The organism is Nitrospira sp. M1, assembly GCF_965152605.1.
Window position 1 is genome coordinate 3,518,810 of record NZ_OZ224217.1, and the last position, 18,343, is coordinate 3,537,152.

Here is an 18,343-nt window from a genome sequence, read left to right on the forward strand (position 1 = left end):
GGAACCCCATTGTTCGACGATGCTGCCATCGCTATCATCCATCACATGTTTCTCTAGATCGAGGAGACTATTGTCCATGAACACCTGTTTTGCATCACGCACCTTACACATTTGGCTTGTGAGCCTCGTCATCCTCTCGTTGACCGGCTGTCAAACGGTCTATTACGAGGCCATGGAAAAAATGGGCTATCACAAACGCGATATCCTTATTTCTGATGTTGAAAAAGCTCGCGATGCGCAAGCCGACGCCAAGGAACAATTCAAGTCGGCGCTCGAACGATTTTCATCGGTCTTGAACTTTAAAGGTGGCGACCTTCAAGAAAAGTATGACAAGTTGAGCGCAGAGTACGAAGAGAGTGAAGCCAGGGCGCAAGCCGTTCATGATCGAGTCGCATCTGTAGAAGACGTATCTGAAGCCCTGTTTACCGAATGGGAAGCCGAACTGGAGGAGTATTCCAATATCAGTTTACGTCGAACGAGCCAACGTAAACTTGATCACACTCAAAAGCAGTACGCGCAACTCATCAAAGCCATGAAACGTGCGGAGAAAAAAATGGATCCCGTCATGGCCGCATTCAAAGATCAAGTGCTCTTTCTGAAGCACAATCTAAATGCCAAAGCCATTGCCTCACTCAAGAATGAATTAGTTGCAGTCGAAAGCGATATTTCGTCCTTGATCAAAGAAATGGAAGCGTCGATTCAAGAAGCCGATTCGTTCATTTCAACGATGGCAAAAGAACAGTAAGAGATGTTGAACATACAGAGCGACTCCTCTAGATAAAGGAAACACTCATGGGAATACTCTCCTGGATCGTCTTTGGATTGATTGCGGGCATCCTCGCCAAAATTTTGATGCCCGGTAAAGATCCCGGTGGCTTCATCATCACCATCCTCATTGGAATCGCCGGCGCCACGGTCGGCGGGTTCATCAGCACATCGTTGGGCTATGGAGAAGTCTCAGGGTTTGATATTCGAAGCTTTGGCATTGCTATCGGCGGTGCACTGCTTCTGTTATTTGCCTATCGCAAAGTCAAAGGCTAACCATTGCTCAATTGTTGCTCGACAATGTTGAGTAGAAGATCGTTTGCCCGCCAAAACACGCAATACGGGAAATGTTTGCCCTAGAACATTTCCCGTATTTTCTCGACGTACGATTCCTTTCTCTTTTTTGCCTGCATTTTTCTTTCGTTAAAAGCCGTCCTTCTCAAAATACCCCGATACATCCTCGACATGTATTCATGCGTTTCCCGTTATACGCTCCCAGACAAGACGTGTCACCTGCCTTAACAGTTGTTGAATAGAGGATAAACGACAATCATCTTCATTCTTGACTTTCACGTTGAATTCATACAGTCGAAAAACCCAACTGGCAGCTTTCCTTGTATTGCCTCTTCTCATTTCCCTCGAATGAAATGTCCTCGCCACTCGTAACAGTCTTCTATACTCCAGACTCGACAGCAACAAAAACAATCGACATAGATCAAGATATCCCCACCTCTTCTATGAACACTTCGCATGAAGTTTGCTCAAACTGACCACACGACCAAAAACTACAGATATATTTTTCACCAAGCCCAGTTGGGCCAGGAGGAACAGTAATGAAACACGGATTACTCAAGACGTGCGGGTTATTAACATTCGCCGTACTATTGCATTCTCCCACAGCATGGGCTGTCACCACGTATTCAACAAGTAATGCCATATCCGACAGCTATCACAGTGGCAATGATTCTCACGGTTTGTGGATGCCAGGGCTTGAATATGGCTCTCTCAGCCCAAATTTTATTTTCCAAAATCCTGGATCGTTTACACAATCTGGCACATCGGCAACGTTAACAGGAATAGTCGTGAATGCAGACGAGCCAAACCGAATCTGAAACATCGATGTAAATTTTTCTGGATTCACAACTATTGCACCACCCAACAGCCCGAAAAGAGAACTACACGGAACGGCCTACGCCACGAATGGAGGACCCGTAGATACCAATAATTGGAGCTACTATACCAACTTTTCTGGGATTTTAACCGGGGCAGGATTATATGATGGCGCAGAAGTCAGTTTGAGCCGTACCGGTCCGGCTTTTCAAATCGGAGAAGGAGCCAATGGCAAAACATTATCCTTGGTGGATCAGGGTGGTTTACCTGCCAGGTAACACAACAACCAAACCAACAAAACGTCTATCTGAAGAACTCTCCAAACCATGGTGATTTTAATTTAAATTTCAGCATACCTCCTCCGGCAACAACGCCAACGCCGGAACCTTCGGCTATTATTCTTCTCGGGTCAGGACTTGCCGGCATGTTTGCCTGGAGACACAAAAAGTCACACAAACAGAACTCTGAAGTCTCACGCTCATAACTTGCTCATGTACTGAAGCCTCTCACGGGAAACCGTGGGAGGTTTCGTGGGTAAACATCTGAGAAGACATAACGGGACATCTGACATTCTTGAACAGAACACCGTATTGAAGTGGGCAATCATTCCTGAGTTCGTTAGGATACATATTCTACATTGCTACTCCCACCCAATGGGTTCGTATCCCTTTTCTCTTAAGCAACGATTGACAAACCTTCGATAGGTTGGACTAGCTTCTGCCCCTCCAGATGAAAAAATTCCCCGCACGAATCCTTGCGTGGCCCCTACTGCCGCTCCAATAGCCGATCCAAGCCCGACGTTTCCGGCAATTGCCCCACCAACAGCACCTGAGGCAGCACCGATCGCCCCTCCGCCAACCGTCTGACCAGCAACATGCTCCCCAGCACTGCCTTTCGAGACATATTCTTCTGCAAGTTCTTCACAAACCGAAATATCTTGCTCCGCTTGTTCTTCTCCACTATCCTGTAGAACTTGATTAGGGTAGAGAACAGGCTGTGGACCGGAACATCCAGAGAACGCAGACAGACTGATCATAGATAAACCCACGATCATTTTTTGAGCGATCATCTTCATCAACTATTCATCTCATAGAAAGAACTGCGCTGACGGCCCTTCGTCACCTGCAGTGAGTATGTATCTGCAATATTCACACACTGTCAACACAACGTATACCGCGATGATTGCTGACGACCAGGAAGTCACCCATTCCTATAAGGTAATCTGCCGCAAATCATCATGACAATTCTTAGTCCATCGTTTGCCCTGAACCGTCCCTGTTACCACATCTCCAGAACAATCAATACGATCAAAATAATTAAAAGACACGCTAAGACTAGAGGAACTAGGTCAATATGTCGGAACTGTTTTGGCATGGCACGTAGCTCATATTTCATAATATGTATCGACGAATGCAAGCATTCAACTCCCAACAAGCGAAGCTTCGTATTGCGAACGCTCAACAACGGCAAGCGCATTCGCGACAGCAGTCAGAACTTTCGGCCACTCGTAAGGTTTAGAAAGCATCGTGAATATTTTGTTTTCTCCACCTGAAGACGGGATCAGGTCGGGGGTTTGGCTCGACACGACAATGATTGGAATGGACTGAAATGTCGCGTGAGCGGCTACGTGCTCCGCAAACCGAAAACCATCCATTCGTGGCATCTGCAAGTCGGTCAACACCACATCAATATCACTTCGTTCAAGAACCGCAAGTGCGGCCATCCCATCTCCGGCTTCTTCACACTCATAGCCAGCCCCTTCCAGCATCGTTCTCAATACCAATCGATGATCCGGTTCATCATCAACAATTAAAATTCGACTCATCCTTTTCATCCGTCCTTGAGTGCAAAATATGCCTTGAGAGACATCCTGCTTTTTTTCCTGGCTATCATGTAATAGCATTGGAAGACCTCATATTTGAAAAGAAAGATCAAAACACTTAGATTTCAGTATACGTATTCAATCGCTGTGCCACAAATGACACATGCAAATTTAATCTTATATATCAATCACTTAAATAATTTTAACCCTAAACCATCATAATAGGCCTACGGGATAATTGGGGCAATGTGTCTCAAGACTGTTTCAGATTTTCCTTGTGAGACGGGAGAAGGCATGCGGTGTGATTAAGAAAGCGGGAAGGGCCGTAAAAAATACACTCCTCAATCATAAGCCCTGTGGAGCCTTATGGCTAAAAACACCGAGTGACAGAAACAGAAAGGCTTATCAAACGATCTGTTAGGACATTGAATGTCGATAACACATCACATCGGTCAATGAACTTTTGGGGGAATCTTCGCAATGACTAACCAAAATTCAACGATATGTTTGATGAGATTCCAAAATTCATTTAAATCTACTGGCTTTGTCACATAACAATTGGCAAAACGTTCGTGCGCTTTGAAAATATCGTCGTCCTGTGCAGAACTTGAGAGTACCACCACCGGGATTGCTTGAATATTTTCGTCCGATTTGATTTCGGCTAAAACCTCATGGCCACTCTTTTTGGGCAAGTTAAGATCCAATAGAATAAGATCTGGGCGTGCAGCGTCCGCATATAAGTCATGACGACGTAAGAATGCTAAGGCTTCTTCTCCGTCATACACCACCGAAAGACGAGCCGGCACCTTCACGTCCTTAAGCGCCTCCCGTGTTAAGCGCACATCGCCTTCATTATCCTCCACAAGAAGAATTTCCAGTTTTCTTGTCGTTGAAACGACAGTATTCTGATCAGCAGAAGCCTTCGCGGTAATAACATTACTCACAGCTCTGAATAAGGCTTCAAATTCAAAGGGTTTAGGCAACACGGTGGATGCCCCGAGGGACAGAGCCTGATGATGAATATCTGTTGTTGAATGCGCCGTAATCATGATCACTGGTATATCTTGATTTGATGGATTACGTTTTAACTCTTCCAAGAGCTTTAGCCCATCCATCTCCGGCATATGATAATCCGTTAAGATAAGGTCTGGCTTCGCATGATGCACAAGTTCCAACCCTTCCACCCCATTAGTCGCTTCCGTACATACCCATTCTAAGGTTTCTAGAAGCTCACGAAGAATCAGCCGATTCGATGCCTGATCATCCACAATAAGGACACGTTTCATACATCAGTCTCCCTCTCGAATATAATAATAGCTATCGCAAGATACTACCCCAACCAAGGAACGTATTATCATGTATGGTGTTTTGTTTAATAAGGGTAAGTCCAAGATCTATAATATTCCAGACCCCACGCATCACACTTCCATACGGGTGTCATACCACATCCGTCATAACTCCGACCGAGCAAAGAAGGTACCCGCCTAGAAGCCATCTGCCTCAATACGGTCAGATGTTTTCTCTCTCATAACATATTGTATACATAAATACGTTACGCAATTGTCGCCGCAGCGTACTTATGACTCCTTGACAATGGTAAAGAAAAAGGTAGAGCCCTTGTCCGGTATGGACTCTACCCAAATCTGCCCCCCATGGTCTTCCACGATTCGTTTGCACAGCGCGAGCCCGATACCCGTCCCAGAATATTGCGTACGATTATGCAACCGCTGAAAAACCTCAAATATTTTCGTCGTGTGCTCGGCCTTCATACCGATACCGTTATCCTGAACAGAAAACAGCCAATCCATCGATCGTGGCTCAGCGGAAATGCTGATACACGGAATGGTCGAGGCATCGCAAAATTTCATTGCATTGGCAAAGAGATTTTGGAACACTTGCGTAAGCCTGATAATATCGGCTTTGACATGAGGCAAATTATCCCAATGTATTTTTGCATGACGTTCCGTGATCAACGACTGCAGATTTCGAGAAGCTTGCACGACCACGTCTTCAGTGTCGACCATCGTCATGTGCAATTTACCTTTCCCCACACGCGAATATTCCAAGAGGTCGCGAATTAACGTCTGCATACGATTCGCGCCATCCACAGCATACGCGATGAACTCATCCGCATCTGCATCAAGTTTGCCCCGATAACGCTTTCCCAATAACTTCGTATAACTCGACACCATACGTAACGGCTCCTGAAGATCATGCGCCGCGACAGAAGCAAATTGCTGCAAGTCGGCATTAGAGCGAGCCAGCTCTGCACGTTGCTGGAAAATTTCCATTTCGATGATTTTTCGCTCGGTAATATCCTCCATCACTGAAATGTGGTACGTCGGCTCTTCACCAGGTTGCCACATGGGTGACACAAATACGTTCACCCAAATCGTCGACCCGTCCCTCCTGGTATAATGCTTTTCCATTGAAAACTTTTCAATTTCACCCCTCAACAAGCGATTCATCTTGTGGACATCTTCCGGCAAATCACTGGACTGCGTCACATCCTGAAACGTCCGCCCCATCATCTCGTCTTGGGAATAGCCAAGAATGTCACAGTATCGTTGGTTGATTCGAACAAATTCGCCAGACCGAGAGGCCATTTGCGCCACACCAACCGCCGCCTGCTCGAAGATAACTCGAAATCGCTGCTCACTCTCTTGAAGCTCACGCGTGCGCTCCTCGACTCGCCGTTCTAATTGCGTATTCAAACCCTGCAGTTCTTGCTGATTATTCGCAATCGTTTGCGCCATAGAATCAAAAGCCTCGCCGACGCGAGCCAGCTCATCCTGCCCTTCCAACCCAGCACGCGCTGTCGAATCGCCAGTGGTAAATCGATTCACCGTGGCTATAAGACGCTCAACACGTCGTGTGACGACACGGTGAAATATGAGTCCCAACACCCCTGCAAGGACAGCCAAGCCAAGCCCATACGCTACGGCTTGACGATGCAATACAGCCACAGCCACCACTCGTGCCTGACTCAGGTTAATACGTTGATAGAGGAACCCACACTGTGGAGGACGAAGTGTTCCCGTAATAACGGGATCACAAATATTGACATACCCGGCGAGATATTGCGAATCAGACGTCAAGCGAACGACGGCACCGCCAGAAATGTTTACTTGATCAATCATGAGTCTATCTAACGGCGGCGTCAATGACGTCCAAGCCTCTCCAACATCGGACAGTCGCGTCGAAGCAATGATGACGCCGGTTGCATCAGTCAGCAGTGCAAGTTCATGTTCTGGAGCTGAGCCAAGCGAGACCACCACACTTTGAGCACCCTCGACATTCTCAGCCCTCAGTAAAATTTGTAACACCCCTTGCAATTGCGTGAGTTCAGCCCTGAGGCGATCAGCCGCCTGCCCCTCGACATTTTGAATAACTAATGGTTGCGTTGCCATGTATGTCAAAATGCCAATCAAGAGAGAGAAAGCGGCAAGAATACCAATGACAAGATATCGAAGAGGATATCGCGACATCATGTTCATGATGAGCCCTTACGTAACGCTGCGGGACTAAAGAGTGACTCAAGGTTCACAGGTGCGCGCAACAACTCTTTCGTCAGCATGAGATCCCGAAGACGCTTCGCGAACAATCGTAAGCCGGGAGTACCGCTTTGAAGAAGTTTTTGGTTTTCCTCCAAACTCGGAAGCCGAAAACCACGATAACTCTTCAGCGCATCTTGAGGAAGAATCTTCAGTCGTTTCTGCATACGACTAGCGGCATCATGGGGGTTTGCCGTGAAGTAGTCGATGGCTCGAAACCATCCACGTACCACTTTGCGCACATTCTGAGGATGTTCCGCAAAATACGCTTGATTCACAACCAAGACGTTCACGATTTCTCCAGGTATATCACGACTCGTAAATAACTCATGCGCTCCCAACGCAAGGAGTTGAGAACGAACAGGCTCAAATGTGACCAGCGCATCGACTTTTCCGGCTTTATATGCGGCCACATGCTCACCAATTTCTAGGCTCACAATCGTAATGTCAGTGAGAGACAACCCATGCTTTTCTAATGCGCGCGAGAGAAAATAGGCACCAAGCGCACTCGACTCCACACCGACTCGTTTTCCAACTAATGAGGAAAACGTGGTAATATCTGGAGAACCCAGAATCACATCACCCCCATAAGAAATACTCGCCACCAAAAAAACTTGAACCGGAACCTTGCTTTCCAAAAGCAGTAAAGTCTCATCGAGGGTTAAGGCAGCGGCTTCCAACGCTTGATTTCGAAAGGCGCGCATGACTTCGCTCGCCGACAGATACTCCACCAATCTGACGGAATTCGATTTAAAATAATTGAGATCGCGTGCCAAATACAGTGGTTCATACCCAATCCAGACATTTGTTCCAAGCCTCAAGGGACGATCAGGGTCTTGAAAACAAGCTCCCAGCATACCGATCGTGAGCGCCAGAAGCAGGCCTAGCAGAAAATTTTTCCCACGTGAATTCATGGCAAAGTTCAGAAGCCGCACAGATGAGCGTTTAATCTGTTCGCATATCTCTATCGAGAGTAGACAACAACCTATTTCTTTACCACTGAAACATCGAGCGTGATGCGTAAAAGCCTCTACGCGAACATCGTATTATCGCAAACGGGAGTGGAACCCACGGGAAAACTCCTCCCACCTTTGCCCCCAAGCACCTTGCGGCTGAATGACCATCGGGAAGATACAGGTGAAAAACCTGAATCGCTTATTACAGCATGACGAATCCTCATGGTCTACATGTATGCATAATCCGCAGCGGCATGCGTAAATTCGATGGAGTTTGGTGACTCACAATTATCTGTTGCGTTACACGAGAACCGCCTAAGGCAGCGATTTCACTCAGGACGAGTAATGACTGACACACAAGGGAGACACGAGACATGAAGTCATCACGCTTCAGCACCAGCAAAGGTCGCAATGTGTGACTCTGGGAGAAAGGATAAATCCTCGTGACTACATTAAGCCAAAACAGAGTATTCTTCATAAAATAGCAACTCCTACGTTGTCACGAATTGCCCGTAGTGCTGACCCAGATTTGAAGAAATTCAGGGAGAGGAATAGGCCCTATATACGTATGATTATAGAAGACGATCAAGGATAATGAAAGAAAAAAGGCCGGGAGGGAAACGATTTAATACAGAGCAATATACATCATGAGACCACATTATATCTGCATTATTTATGCAACACAAACCTTCAAGACTTCTTGACGGGCACAAGCGCACTCACAACACAATAACATGTTTGAAACTTGCGACCAGACGCGCCGATGATATGGGAAGTAAAACTAAAAAGAATATGAGAAGCGCAAGTCGATCGGTCAATCATTCTCAATGAAAAACGAATGTTCCCTGACCTCAGAAGCTGAGATCAGGGAACATTAGGAGCCCTTACCTTTCTCCACGCAGCTTACTAAGCCAATGTTCCATTTGCCGACCAGCGGCTTCACGCCCCCCGAGACCAAAGGACAGGGCCACCGCCACAGCAATTGCGCCAAGCGTGAGCCCGAATGCCAGATTCACGATATCGTCTGCTAGTCCCATTGCACGGAGGCCCATCGCCAAAATCAAACCGAGAATGGCAAAACGCGCAATATTAGCAGCCGACGTGGAACCCGCTCTGCCGATCGCCGCATACGCCAGATTGGAAAGCCAAAACCCTATGGTAATAATTAAACCGCCGAGTAGGACTTGGCTGCCAAACTGTATAAACATGGCCACAAGACCGGAGACTTGGTGAAATCCAAGACGATTCGCAGCTTCGACCGTTGCGAAGAGCATGATAAAGAAACTGATGACTTTTCCGACAATCTGAGAAGGTGTCGGCTCGCCAATCAGAGCCTGTCCGACGCCGAGTTTTTCTGGCAGTCCATTGAACCCAATCCCACCCAGAAGATTGCTCATGAGCGAGGAAACTAGACCAGCGACAAAGTACGCAATGACCAGGATGATCGCCGCAGCAAAAATGTTGGGAATCGCTGCTAACATCGCATTCAGCATCTCAATCGCCGGTTCAGTCAGTGCATCAATATTTAATGCTTCAAGTGCTGCTACGATCGCAGGAACAAGAATCAGGATATAGACGACGAGCGCGACAAGACGAGACAAACTCATGGTTCCTCGAAGGCCGGCATTCTCACCAAGACGATCGACTCCTGAGGCCGCCAAAAGATTACTCACTAAATCTCGTAAAATTTTTGCGACCCACCAACCCACAAGACCAATAATGCCAGCGGCCATGATATTGGGCAGCATGCCAAGAATGTCGTTGACCATCCCCTGGACAGGATCAAGAAGCCCCTTGAGTTCCAAGGCTCCTAAGATCGCTGGAAGGAACAACAAAAAAATTAACCAGTAGAGCACATTTCCTAGGGTATCACTCATGGGACTCATCCCAGCCCCAGACGCCAGCTTTTCATCAAGAGTTGTTGCGCCTAATGCCTTGGCCACCAGGGTTTGCACAATCGTGGCCAATACCCATGCCACAAGCAATAAGACACCCCCCGCTACAAGTTTGGGAATAAACTCAAATACCTGCCCGACCAATCCCTGAAGTGGACCAGACACCGTTTCCAATTTCAACGCATTAAAAAAGGCCATGAGGACGAGGAGAAGGATGACGTAATACAAGCCCGTCGCCACACCTGACTCAAGATCCATATGCGTACCGGTGCTCGTCCGTAACCGATCATTGACTTGTAAAAATCCAAGCGACTTTCGAACACCTCCACGAATTGCAACCGCAATAAACCACCCCACAATTAGAATAGCCAGGGCACCAAGCACAGTCGGCAAGGTTTCGCCAAGCGTTGCCTGTAACGAGTCCACGAGTTTACTCATGTCCATAGTTGGCTCCTTTTCAATTGCCTGAGAAGGTTATTATTTGCGAAACGCACCTCGACAACGACACGTTCAGTGCCATTGCCCGGGTACGACGCACTCAACAAGTTGCGTGCTTACTTATGCCGCACTTCTGACCTCTGACGTACAATGACCACATCGTGTAGCCTTAATTGGTATCGTCATCTGACATTGCGGACAATCTTTCGTTGTGGGTTCTGCAGGCGGCGCTTCTTCTTCTCGCTTCATGTTATTCATGCCTTTGATCACCATAAAGATCGCAAAGGCGACAATAATGAAACTCATGATCGTATTGATAAAGATCCCAAGATTCATCGTCACGGCCCCAGCTTCCTTGGCTGCCGCTAACGACGCGTAGGGGCCGGCCGTGGCACCGTCCTTCAGCGTCATAAAAAGATCCGCAAAATCCACTCCACCCATCAGGAGTCCTATTGGCGGCATAATGACATCACTGACTAACGAAGAGATAATTTTTCCAAACGCTCCGCCAATGACGATACCAACGGCCATATCGACCACATTACCGCGCATGGCAAACTCTTTAAACTCTTGGAGCATACGTACCCCCTATGTAAATGTGAATGGATGGGAATCTACTGAATACTGCGAACGAACCGGAGAGCATAGACGCGACTCCTGAACGCCCACAGTCGATGTGTCGTGTGATTCAATCTACTATGTTCCATTTTTTATCACGAGTCAAGCATCTCCGACGCTATCAGCGTTCTCATGAAATCGTCTCGCTTCTCGCTTCAGACGAATCCCGACTAGACAGGCGTCAGATGCAAAAAAAAGAGGAACGATCATCACAGGCTGTTACCGCTCTACGGAAAAGTACCCCCTCTATTTGTCCTTCTCCGTAAAGACAAGCACCAACACTAAGACAATCGTCCCTCAAGATGCCAAGAGCAACTATCTACGTGACGCGGTCACCTTACCCAACTGAAGGGCTTACCATGAAAACCGCCTCCATGCGTCAAGAAAGCGCCGCCGAAACAGCCATAATAATTTTTCGATAATCGAGAGGCTTACTCAACACCGCATGCACGCCTAACTCCTTCGCTCGACCAAACACATCATACTCATCATCTTTAGCCAAAAGAATTGTAGGAATAGCTGGCTCCTCACGCTGATACACGAGATTTTCAAGTAGCTCAATGCCAGTCATGACTGGCATCTGCTGATCCGTAATAATGAGTCGAGGACGATGCGTTCGAAGCAGGTTCATTGCCTCGAGACCATGTTCGACCTCTGTACATGTGTACCCCTGTATACGCAACATTCGATGAACAAAATGACGAACAATCGGATCATCGTCGACAATGAGAATCTCACCCATGAGTCCATCCTTATCTACGAAGTGAGTAGGACGAATTCCATTCCATATGTCTTCTCGTTCCATCGTAAACATCGTACCCTCCTGGTCCTAGAGAATGTCGTAACAGAACGGTAGACCTTCAAATATGATGCCACCTAAATACATCAATACTTTCAATGACTTACGATAGTCATTCGAAGTAATTCTCATTCCATGACACACTCCATGAGACATCACACTGTGTCAGAATGTGTGTCAACAGGTTCGATATGATCGATGCGGTGTGTAAAAAATAGGGGAGGAACCCAACGGATTCGTCTGGGAATCAAGGCCACATACGTGAGCTTGCTGGTCCCAAACGAATCGATAGGAATGACAAGCAACGTCGACACGGAAATGGATACCCTGAACACTCAGGATACAAAAGCATAACCCAAGGTCAAGAGATAGAGAACATCTGTTTTCTTAAATCCAGGAGAAGGCGTGTTATCATACCGCCAATTGACTTGCAAGCTCGATACAAAGTTTTCCCAAATGTTGAGTCGAACCCCCTGCTGGCTCGTGACGTAATAGTCGCTGCTGCTTTCCAAAGATGGGAAGCCCTGATGTTGATGAAACAACGTGACGGTCGGTAAGACGGGCCATAAAAAGTCAATCGCCCAGCGCCCCGTCACATAATTTTGGTCTTGTGCAATCTTGAAGTCTTCATTAAAAAAACCAAGTCCGATTTCACCGCTTAGCTGCATGCCGTGAAAATACGGACTTGAAAAGTCACCTGTGTCGATAATTTGATACCCTGGCCCAGCGTTAATCGATGTTCGCAACTGCAAATCCTGAAACGTATCTTGTTCAAAAATCGCACTCGAATAGGCGTAAAAGCGTTTCGTAATAAAGAAGTCGAGCTTAATCGTTCCAAATGAATTCCGAGCATTCACTCCCGTGCGATCTTCTCCATAAATCCATCGTCCCAATATCGTCAAACGCAATCGTTCACTTCGTGCGATTAACTCTCCCAGGAAACTCCCATTTTTCTGCTTGGTATTGCCAGAATTAATCGCCCCTCCAAAATTGATATTTCCGGAATAGACGACTGCCTTTTTTTCTGGTGGATTCACGGCAATAACGGAGTCTAAATTCACCGGAAGGGGACGATCCAATAACACAGTCTGCACTTGCATATTCCCGGCTTCATCCGTCGTCGGGACCCCCGTGAGCCGCATTCCGTCTTTCAACTGTAAGGTGATAGGCTCTTCAGACGTCATGCCCACCACCTCACTCCAATGAATCATGATCGGATCTTCATCGGCAAATGCGGTCTTGACGATCAGCTTGCCCTCAGACATATCAAGAATTTCGCCAAAAACCCGGCTTCCATCTTTTAAATCAATCTGAGCCATCGTCCCAGCAGAAGCCACAACCGTCATCATCATGTACACGAGAATAACAAACATGCCCCACTTACTTTTGTGCATTGGACCTCCTTGTGTTAGCACACACATCTTCGCTCAGACTCCTTGAGTCTTCCTGAGCAACAAATTTTTATGAGGACAGGGAATAGGAATACGAAAACCTGAAATATGAAGGTTCTGGGTTATCCCTGCATGAATATCGAGGGGGAGGTAATCAGTAATGACGTCAAACAATCCCACGGAAAACCGACATCGTCTTCAGTTCTATAACATATTTTCTTTCTTGACTCACGTCCTGGACATCTCACAACTGCTCATAGACGAGAATGCTATGCATTCGTCGCAATTCCCATAACATTATAGATGGAGGCCCGAGCGATCGTTACATCTCCTCCATACCTGGAAAACAAACTACTCTTTCGCTGGAAGACCAAGACTATCCAAGCGACGATACAACGTCGACCGACTCATCCCGAGTAGTCGTGCCGCTTCGGCACGCTTGCCTTTTGCACGCGTGAGAGCCGCAAGAATCTGTTCCCGTTCATCATATTCCGTAGTGAAACTCATCGACGGACTCTCGCTGACTTCCAAACATTCAGGCGGTAGATCCGAGGGAAGAATCGCCTCGCCGTGACAATGAATACAGGCATAGTCCAATGCACTTTTGAGTTCCCGAACATTCCCAGGCCATCGATACTTGATAAGTTGTCGCATCGTGTCAGGGCTCATTTCTTTGATGGTCAACTTTTTCGTTACCGCACGCGATTGACTAAAAAACACTTCACTCAAGAGTGGGATATCTTCTCGCCGATCACGCAATGCAGGAAGGTGCAACCTCGCGACTCGAACTCGATACAAGAGATCTGAGCGGAATTTCCCCGTCGTGACGAGCTCCTGTAAATTTTGATGTGTCGCGGTAACAACTCGTACATCAATCTTTCGAGGGTGGGACTCACCGACTCGCATAATTTCTTTTTCTTGAAGCACTCGAAGCAGCGTTGTTTGAATACTGAGTGGCATATCGCCAATTTCATCCAGAAACAGTGTCCCGGAATTCGCGGCTTCAAAAAACCCCTCATGATCCTGCATCGCCCCGGTAAAAGCCCCACGCTTATGGCCAAACAGTTGACTGCCGAGAAGAGAGTCCGTTAACCCCGCACAATTCACCGCAATAAACGGATGGTCTTTTCGAGGACTCGCCTGATGTATCGCCCGAGCGACTAATTCCTTCCCCGTGCCCGTTTCACCTTCAATCAGCACTGTCGCATCGGTTGGAGCAATATCGTGAATCCGAGTATAGACATCGGTAATGGCAGCACTCTTTCCGACAAGATCAAAGAAACGATGTTTCTCCGTTAAGACCTCTCGAAGGTTATGAACCTCCGTCACATCGTAGAGAAAAAAAATCGTCCGCTGGGAGTCTCGAGGGTCTTCCTGAACATCTACCTCCAATGAAACACGCCGCCCCCTCCCCTGTTCGACCACCACTGGGACCTTGACTCGTTCACTGATCGATTGTCGAATCATATCCTGAAGCGCAGCCTTGTCGTGTTCTGAAAAAGCCGGAATAGCATTCCAAGGCTGACCGACCACAGCCGATTCCGTCAGGGTCAAGATCTCTTGCGCAACAAGACTGACAAATGTGATGCGGCCCTCGACATTCGTCATGATCGTGCCTAATTGCAAACGATCGAGAATCACCATGAGATCGTCGCGGAGTTGCTCGCTCCGCTCGAGCTTTCCTCCTAAGACCTGTTCAGCCTGTTTATGTTCGGCTATGGCTCGCTGATGCTGCAATCCTCCCTCACGCGCGGTTTGGAGCACAGTCTGTAATTCAAGCGCACCTCCTCCAATTCTTTGAATCAACAACAACTGGCTATCTGTACTTGCCACGGCTGTCGCTTCAAATTGATAGTCTTTCCCATCAGCCCCCTGCTCACACCAAATTCCAGATGTGAGTTGCCCGGTCGTCTGCCCGTCCAAAAATTCATGGACCTGTGGTAAAAAATGCTGAAGGAACGGTGAGTCCAAGTCCGGTTGGATATCAGGAAAATCCTCGAGAGATTTTCCTAGAAACGTTCGGTACCACTCAGGAACGGAATGGAGAGAGTGAAATGAGTGGGAAGCTCTCTCCCGCTTCAGCACGAGTATGGAGAGCGCTTCACTAAGCCCGGTGAACAGAGACAGCTCATGCATCATGAGTCAAGCCGTATGTGATCGTGACATGCATCATTCATCCATATGCACGGAAATGCTCCTCAAACAACACACAGCAGCAGGGCGAGGATACTGTCGCGACAATGACCAATCTCTATGAGTATGAAGGAGATCCGGATTTTGCCAAACGCATCATATAATGGGCTAATTGCCGATGTTGTTGTTGAATGGCCTGCTCTGTCACATCGAGGAATAACACCCAGTCTCCTGCTTCTCCAGGAAGAAGATGAAGATCGAGAAAATGCTTGGCGTCAAATTGTACAAATGGGATGACCACATGTTGTCCATGTAACGGGAGAAGGCCGTGCAAAAAACAGACACACTCTGTAATCGATTGACCTTTTTCCCAGGACTGCAGACCATAGTGTCCTAAGGCACCTCCAGCCTCAAGAACATGACAATCCTCACTTACATAGAAATAACCCGGAAATTGGCATGTGACAATATGCCGCAGAAGATATTGTTGTACGGGAAGAGGATACGACTCCATTTATTCATCAACCATACGCTTGGCAAGCGTGGAAAATGCCTCCTCCACGCCTTGCCCCGTTTTGGCGCTCCCTTCAATGACCGTCCAGCCACGAGCCCGTAACCCTGCGACGGCGTCCTGTTCAATTTCCCATTGATCGGATAGGTCAGCCTTATTGACTATGGCAACAAATGGAACATCTCCAAGAATCTCTTGCGTCATCTGTTGAAGACCCTCAACAACAGGGAAAGTGAGTTGCCGAGTTCCATCAATCACCAACACATACCCTGATGAACCACGCAAATACGATGCCCGGATTTTTTGAAATTCATCTTCCCCGTGCAAATCCCAGAGAATTAAGGTCATCGACTCACCTTGAACATCCAGGACTTTCTTATCAATCTTGACCCCGACCGTTGTCTGATATTTTTCAGAAAAAATCCCTGAGACATATTGCTTAACAAGACTCGTCTTCCCAACCGCAAACGCGCCCAATAAACACACTTTCTTTTGAAGCATTCCCCCTAACCCTTTCCCACGCCTTGCTACTCTTCTAGAAATACCTTGATTGAAACACGCCGAGCCAATGCAGGATCTCTGTTAGCCTTATCAGATACAATGCCCGTCACTTCAACAGGAATCACATTGATGCGTGTCAGTTCGTCTACCGATAAGGCCTTCCACACAGCCTGAGATCGTGCAAGTCGTAACTGCTTGTTCCTTAATCGAGAACCTTCTCGACTTGATTGACCCTGAATCTCCACCCGCATCTTTTGCCCTAAACGTTCCGCAAGTACATCAAGTTCTTGAATCTTTTTTGAAATAACCAATAGATCGTTCTGATTTGCCTGAGACAGCGCTGAACGACCTTTGGCAAACACAAAATACTGCTGTTCAAGCTCTTCTTGAAGTGTTTCAAATTGTACCAGATCTGTATCAATGAGATGTTCAGTGACAATCTTGGTCAGCCCAGGAACAAGAAACTGGAGGTGTTCTATTCGACCAATCCATTGGTGCGACGCGTTCCCTGAGATAATAAGGTGCGTATGCTCGACCTTGATGTCTACCGAATCCGGCGGTTGCAATTGCGTACGGACTCTCATCTCAAGAAAGTGAGGGGAAAGCGCCAAATAGGGTTCAAACTCAAATTGGATGGATTTAAGATCTAAGCCTGCTTGCTCAGCTAAGACTGCTGGCTCGACTGCAAGCGGATCTCGGAGTCCGCTCACAATGGACACCCCATGGTCCTCAGTAATTGAGGTGACACTCATTCCCGCTTCTTTCTCTGCGAGGTGACGGAATGTCGTCCATCGTTGATGATCAATGTAAACCCATCCCCCCCACAGCAATAACCCCACACAGACAAAAGCCAGTGCGCCCCAAAGAAACGGAGAGGGTTTTGATGACCCGCCTTCAAACTGCGCTTGAAGACATTCCTGGAGTTGCAAGCGAGTTGTTTCAAATAAGCCTGGATTTCCAGTGAATGACTCAAGCGCATCTGAAAATGTGACATGAATAGATTCGAGGACCTGTTGAAACACTTCACGTAATTCATGGGGGGGGGTTCCTCGGACGACTCCGGCTAAGACCGCCTTGGAACCTTGTTCAACCCAGACCGTAAGCTCCCCAACACGTAGAGATTCCAATGAATCAGAATGCTTCCCTCCAAATGAGTCATGTACAAAATCCTGAATAGCGGTCAGCATACCAGAAACCACCGCTTCGTCTTGTATCGCCCCGATATCAGCCGCAACATGCTGAAGAAGCAGCCCAGTCTCTCGATGGATAAGAAAGACTTGCTCAACGCGAAACCTGAGGGTATGCAACAGTACAATTTCAGCAAAAGGTTTTCCGGTGCGGAAGGATTCAATTCGCCACTGAAGTCCTTTCCAGGAAACACTATGATCCAGCGTTTGATTGAGCGACTGCACCATTCCCTGCAATGCGCTAAAAATGGCCTTGCGAATCGCCGGAGCCATAATCGGAGAAATCGCATCGACAATGATGCGTGGAGACTTCTTAATGGATAGAATGAAGACTTCTGTTAATATTGGGGAAAGCGATGCGGCAAGTTGAGTATCTTGCTTGGCTCTGAGCAGAATAGCATCAGGCAAGACTCGGCTGACATCTTTTGCTTGAAGGGCAGGATCGTCTAAGCGATTCTGTAATTGTTCAATTTTGGTTTGCTCTGGAGCAAGAAGAATATTTCGTAACTGAGCCAGTGCCTCCAACTCAGAAGCCGAGGCCTTGCCCTCAGGAGCAGTCGAAACACTATCAGAAGGAGAAGCCATATCCAGAAATCTCACGAAAAGTTTAGAGTTCGTACCGCACCGCGTACGACTCACCCGACTGCCTTCCCCCTAGCATCA

At 47.4% G+C, this 18,343-nt stretch carries 17 protein-coding genes; 4 read left to right on the plus strand and 13 right to left on the minus strand.

Annotated features, from left to right (window positions below):
- The first annotated feature begins 76 nt into the window (after positions 1 to 76).
- The 4 genes from ACWHX8_RS15865 to ACWHX8_RS15880 all read left to right on the plus strand — a co-directional run bounded on the left by ACWHX8_RS15865 (position 77) and on the right by ACWHX8_RS15880 (position 2,359).
- Complete coding sequence (locus ACWHX8_RS15865; RefSeq protein ID WP_447969111.1) at positions 77 to 745, plus strand: DUF2959 domain-containing protein; 669 nt, start codon at positions 77 to 79, stop codon at positions 743 to 745.
- 47 nt (positions 746 to 792) lie between these two features.
- Complete coding sequence (locus tag ACWHX8_RS15870) at positions 793 to 1,041, plus strand: GlsB/YeaQ/YmgE family stress response membrane protein (RefSeq protein WP_447969112.1); 249 nt, start codon at positions 793 to 795, stop codon at positions 1,039 to 1,041.
- A 557-nt stretch (positions 1,042 to 1,598) separates the two neighbouring features.
- Complete coding sequence (locus tag ACWHX8_RS15875; protein WP_447969113.1) at positions 1,599 to 1,877, plus strand: hypothetical protein; 279 nt, start codon at positions 1,599 to 1,601, stop codon at positions 1,875 to 1,877.
- 350 nt (positions 1,878 to 2,227) lie between these two features.
- On the plus strand, positions 2,228 to 2,359 hold the full coding sequence (locus ACWHX8_RS15880) for a PEP-CTERM sorting domain-containing protein (RefSeq protein ID WP_447971924.1): 132 nt from the start codon (positions 2,228 to 2,230) through the stop codon (positions 2,357 to 2,359).
- 156 nt (positions 2,360 to 2,515) lie between these two features.
- Here the strand turns inward: ACWHX8_RS15880 and ACWHX8_RS15885 are convergent, their stop codons facing one another.
- The 13 genes from ACWHX8_RS15885 to ACWHX8_RS15945 form a co-directional block, all read right to left on the minus strand.
- Positions 2,516 to 2,950 (minus strand): glycine zipper family protein, encoded by a 435-nt coding sequence (locus ACWHX8_RS15885; RefSeq protein ID WP_447969114.1) that lies wholly within the window; start codon positions 2,948 to 2,950, stop codon positions 2,516 to 2,518.
- A gap of 345 nt (positions 2,951 to 3,295) precedes the next feature.
- Positions 3,296 to 3,700 carry a response regulator gene (locus tag ACWHX8_RS15890; RefSeq protein WP_447969115.1) on the minus strand — a complete coding sequence of 135 codons (405 nt, stop codon included), beginning with the start codon at positions 3,698 to 3,700 and terminating at the stop codon, positions 3,296 to 3,298.
- Positions 3,701 to 4,149: 449 nt separating this feature from the next.
- On the minus strand, positions 4,150 to 4,983 hold the full coding sequence (locus ACWHX8_RS15895; protein ID WP_447969116.1) for a response regulator: 834 nt from the start codon (positions 4,981 to 4,983) through the stop codon (positions 4,150 to 4,152).
- A 291-nt stretch (positions 4,984 to 5,274) separates the two neighbouring features.
- A complete protein-coding gene (locus ACWHX8_RS15900; protein WP_447969117.1) occupies positions 5,275 to 7,194 on the minus strand; it encodes a PAS domain S-box protein in 1,920 nt (639 codons plus the stop codon).
- Complete coding sequence (locus tag ACWHX8_RS15905; protein WP_447969118.1) at positions 7,191 to 8,165, minus strand: ABC transporter substrate-binding protein; 975 nt, start codon at positions 8,163 to 8,165, stop codon at positions 7,191 to 7,193. Before ACWHX8_RS15905 ends, ACWHX8_RS15900 begins: the two co-directional genes overlap by 4 nt.
- Positions 8,166 to 9,091: 926 nt before the next feature.
- Positions 9,092 to 10,540 (minus strand): mechanosensitive ion channel, encoded by a 1,449-nt coding sequence (locus ACWHX8_RS15910; protein WP_447969119.1) that lies wholly within the window; start codon positions 10,538 to 10,540, stop codon positions 9,092 to 9,094.
- Between the two features lie 120 nt (positions 10,541 to 10,660).
- The gene (gene mscL / locus ACWHX8_RS15915) at positions 10,661 to 11,119 is read right to left on the minus strand and encodes a large-conductance mechanosensitive channel protein MscL (RefSeq protein WP_447969120.1); all 459 of its coding nucleotides are present in this window, start codon (positions 11,117 to 11,119) and stop codon (positions 10,661 to 10,663) included.
- A 418-nt stretch (positions 11,120 to 11,537) separates the two neighbouring features.
- Positions 11,538 to 11,972 carry a response regulator gene (locus ACWHX8_RS15920; protein WP_447969121.1) on the minus strand — a complete coding sequence of 145 codons (435 nt, stop codon included), beginning with the start codon at positions 11,970 to 11,972 and terminating at the stop codon, positions 11,538 to 11,540.
- 320 nt (positions 11,973 to 12,292) lie between these two features.
- On the minus strand, positions 12,293 to 13,351 hold the full coding sequence (locus tag ACWHX8_RS15925) for a DUF481 domain-containing protein (protein WP_447969122.1): 1,059 nt from the start codon (positions 13,349 to 13,351) through the stop codon (positions 12,293 to 12,295).
- A 348-nt stretch (positions 13,352 to 13,699) separates the two neighbouring features.
- Positions 13,700 to 15,487, minus strand: coding sequence for a sigma-54 interaction domain-containing protein (locus ACWHX8_RS15930; RefSeq protein WP_447969123.1), 1,788 nt, complete (start codon positions 15,485 to 15,487; stop codon positions 13,700 to 13,702).
- A gap of 112 nt (positions 15,488 to 15,599) precedes the next feature.
- Complete coding sequence (locus tag ACWHX8_RS15935) at positions 15,600 to 15,995, minus strand: hypothetical protein (protein ID WP_447969124.1); 396 nt, start codon at positions 15,993 to 15,995, stop codon at positions 15,600 to 15,602.
- Positions 15,996 to 16,493, minus strand: a complete 498-nt coding sequence (locus tag ACWHX8_RS15940; protein ID WP_447969125.1) for a Rab family GTPase — start codon at positions 16,491 to 16,493, stop codon at positions 15,996 to 15,998.
- A gap of 26 nt (positions 16,494 to 16,519) precedes the next feature.
- On the minus strand, positions 16,520 to 18,265 hold the full coding sequence (locus ACWHX8_RS15945; RefSeq protein ID WP_447969126.1) for a hypothetical protein: 1,746 nt from the start codon (positions 18,263 to 18,265) through the stop codon (positions 16,520 to 16,522).
- Positions 18,266 to 18,343: the final 78 nt, after the last annotated feature.

What these genes read in the sequence shown, in the direction of transcription:
- ACWHX8_RS15865 (WP_447969111.1), top strand. Translation starts at nt 77, where the DNA reads ATGAACACCTGTTTTGCATCACGCACCTTACACATTTGGCTTGTGAGC.
- ACWHX8_RS15870 (WP_447969112.1), top strand. Translation starts at nt 793, where the DNA reads ATGGGAATACTCTCCTGGATCGTCTTTGGATTGATTGCGGGCATCCTC.
- ACWHX8_RS15875 (WP_447969113.1), top strand. Translation starts at nt 1,599, where the DNA reads ATGAAACACGGATTACTCAAGACGTGCGGGTTATTAACATTCGCCGTA.
- ACWHX8_RS15885 (WP_447969114.1), bottom strand. Translation starts at nt 2,950, where the DNA reads ATGAAGATGATCGCTCAAAAAATGATCGTGGGTTTATCTATGATCAGT.
- ACWHX8_RS15890 (WP_447969115.1), bottom strand. Translation starts at nt 3,700, where the DNA reads ATGAGTCGAATTTTAATTGTTGATGATGAACCGGATCATCGATTGGTA.
- ACWHX8_RS15895 (WP_447969116.1), bottom strand. Translation starts at nt 4,983, where the DNA reads ATGAAACGTGTCCTTATTGTGGATGATCAGGCATCGAATCGGCTGATT.
- ACWHX8_RS15900 (WP_447969117.1), bottom strand. Translation starts at nt 7,194, where the DNA reads ATGAACATGATGTCGCGATATCCTCTTCGATATCTTGTCATTGGTATT.
- ACWHX8_RS15905 (WP_447969118.1), bottom strand. Translation starts at nt 8,165, where the DNA reads ATGAATTCACGTGGGAAAAATTTTCTGCTAGGCCTGCTTCTGGCGCTC.
- ACWHX8_RS15910 (WP_447969119.1), bottom strand. Translation starts at nt 10,540, where the DNA reads ATGAGTAAACTCGTGGACTCGTTACAGGCAACGCTTGGCGAAACCTTG.
- mscL (WP_447969120.1), bottom strand. Translation starts at nt 11,119, where the DNA reads ATGCTCCAAGAGTTTAAAGAGTTTGCCATGCGCGGTAATGTGGTCGAT.
- ACWHX8_RS15920 (WP_447969121.1), bottom strand. Translation starts at nt 11,972, where the DNA reads ATGTTTACGATGGAACGAGAAGACATATGGAATGGAATTCGTCCTACT.
- ACWHX8_RS15925 (WP_447969122.1), bottom strand. Translation starts at nt 13,351, where the DNA reads ATGCACAAAAGTAAGTGGGGCATGTTTGTTATTCTCGTGTACATGATG.
- ACWHX8_RS15930 (WP_447969123.1), bottom strand. Translation starts at nt 15,487, where the DNA reads ATGATGCATGAGCTGTCTCTGTTCACCGGGCTTAGTGAAGCGCTCTCC.
- ACWHX8_RS15935 (WP_447969124.1), bottom strand. Translation starts at nt 15,995, where the DNA reads ATGGAGTCGTATCCTCTTCCCGTACAACAATATCTTCTGCGGCATATT.
- ACWHX8_RS15940 (WP_447969125.1), bottom strand. Translation starts at nt 16,493, where the DNA reads ATGCTTCAAAAGAAAGTGTGTTTATTGGGCGCGTTTGCGGTTGGGAAG.
- ACWHX8_RS15945 (WP_447969126.1), bottom strand. Translation starts at nt 18,265, where the DNA reads ATGGCTTCTCCTTCTGATAGTGTTTCGACTGCTCCTGAGGGCAAGGCC.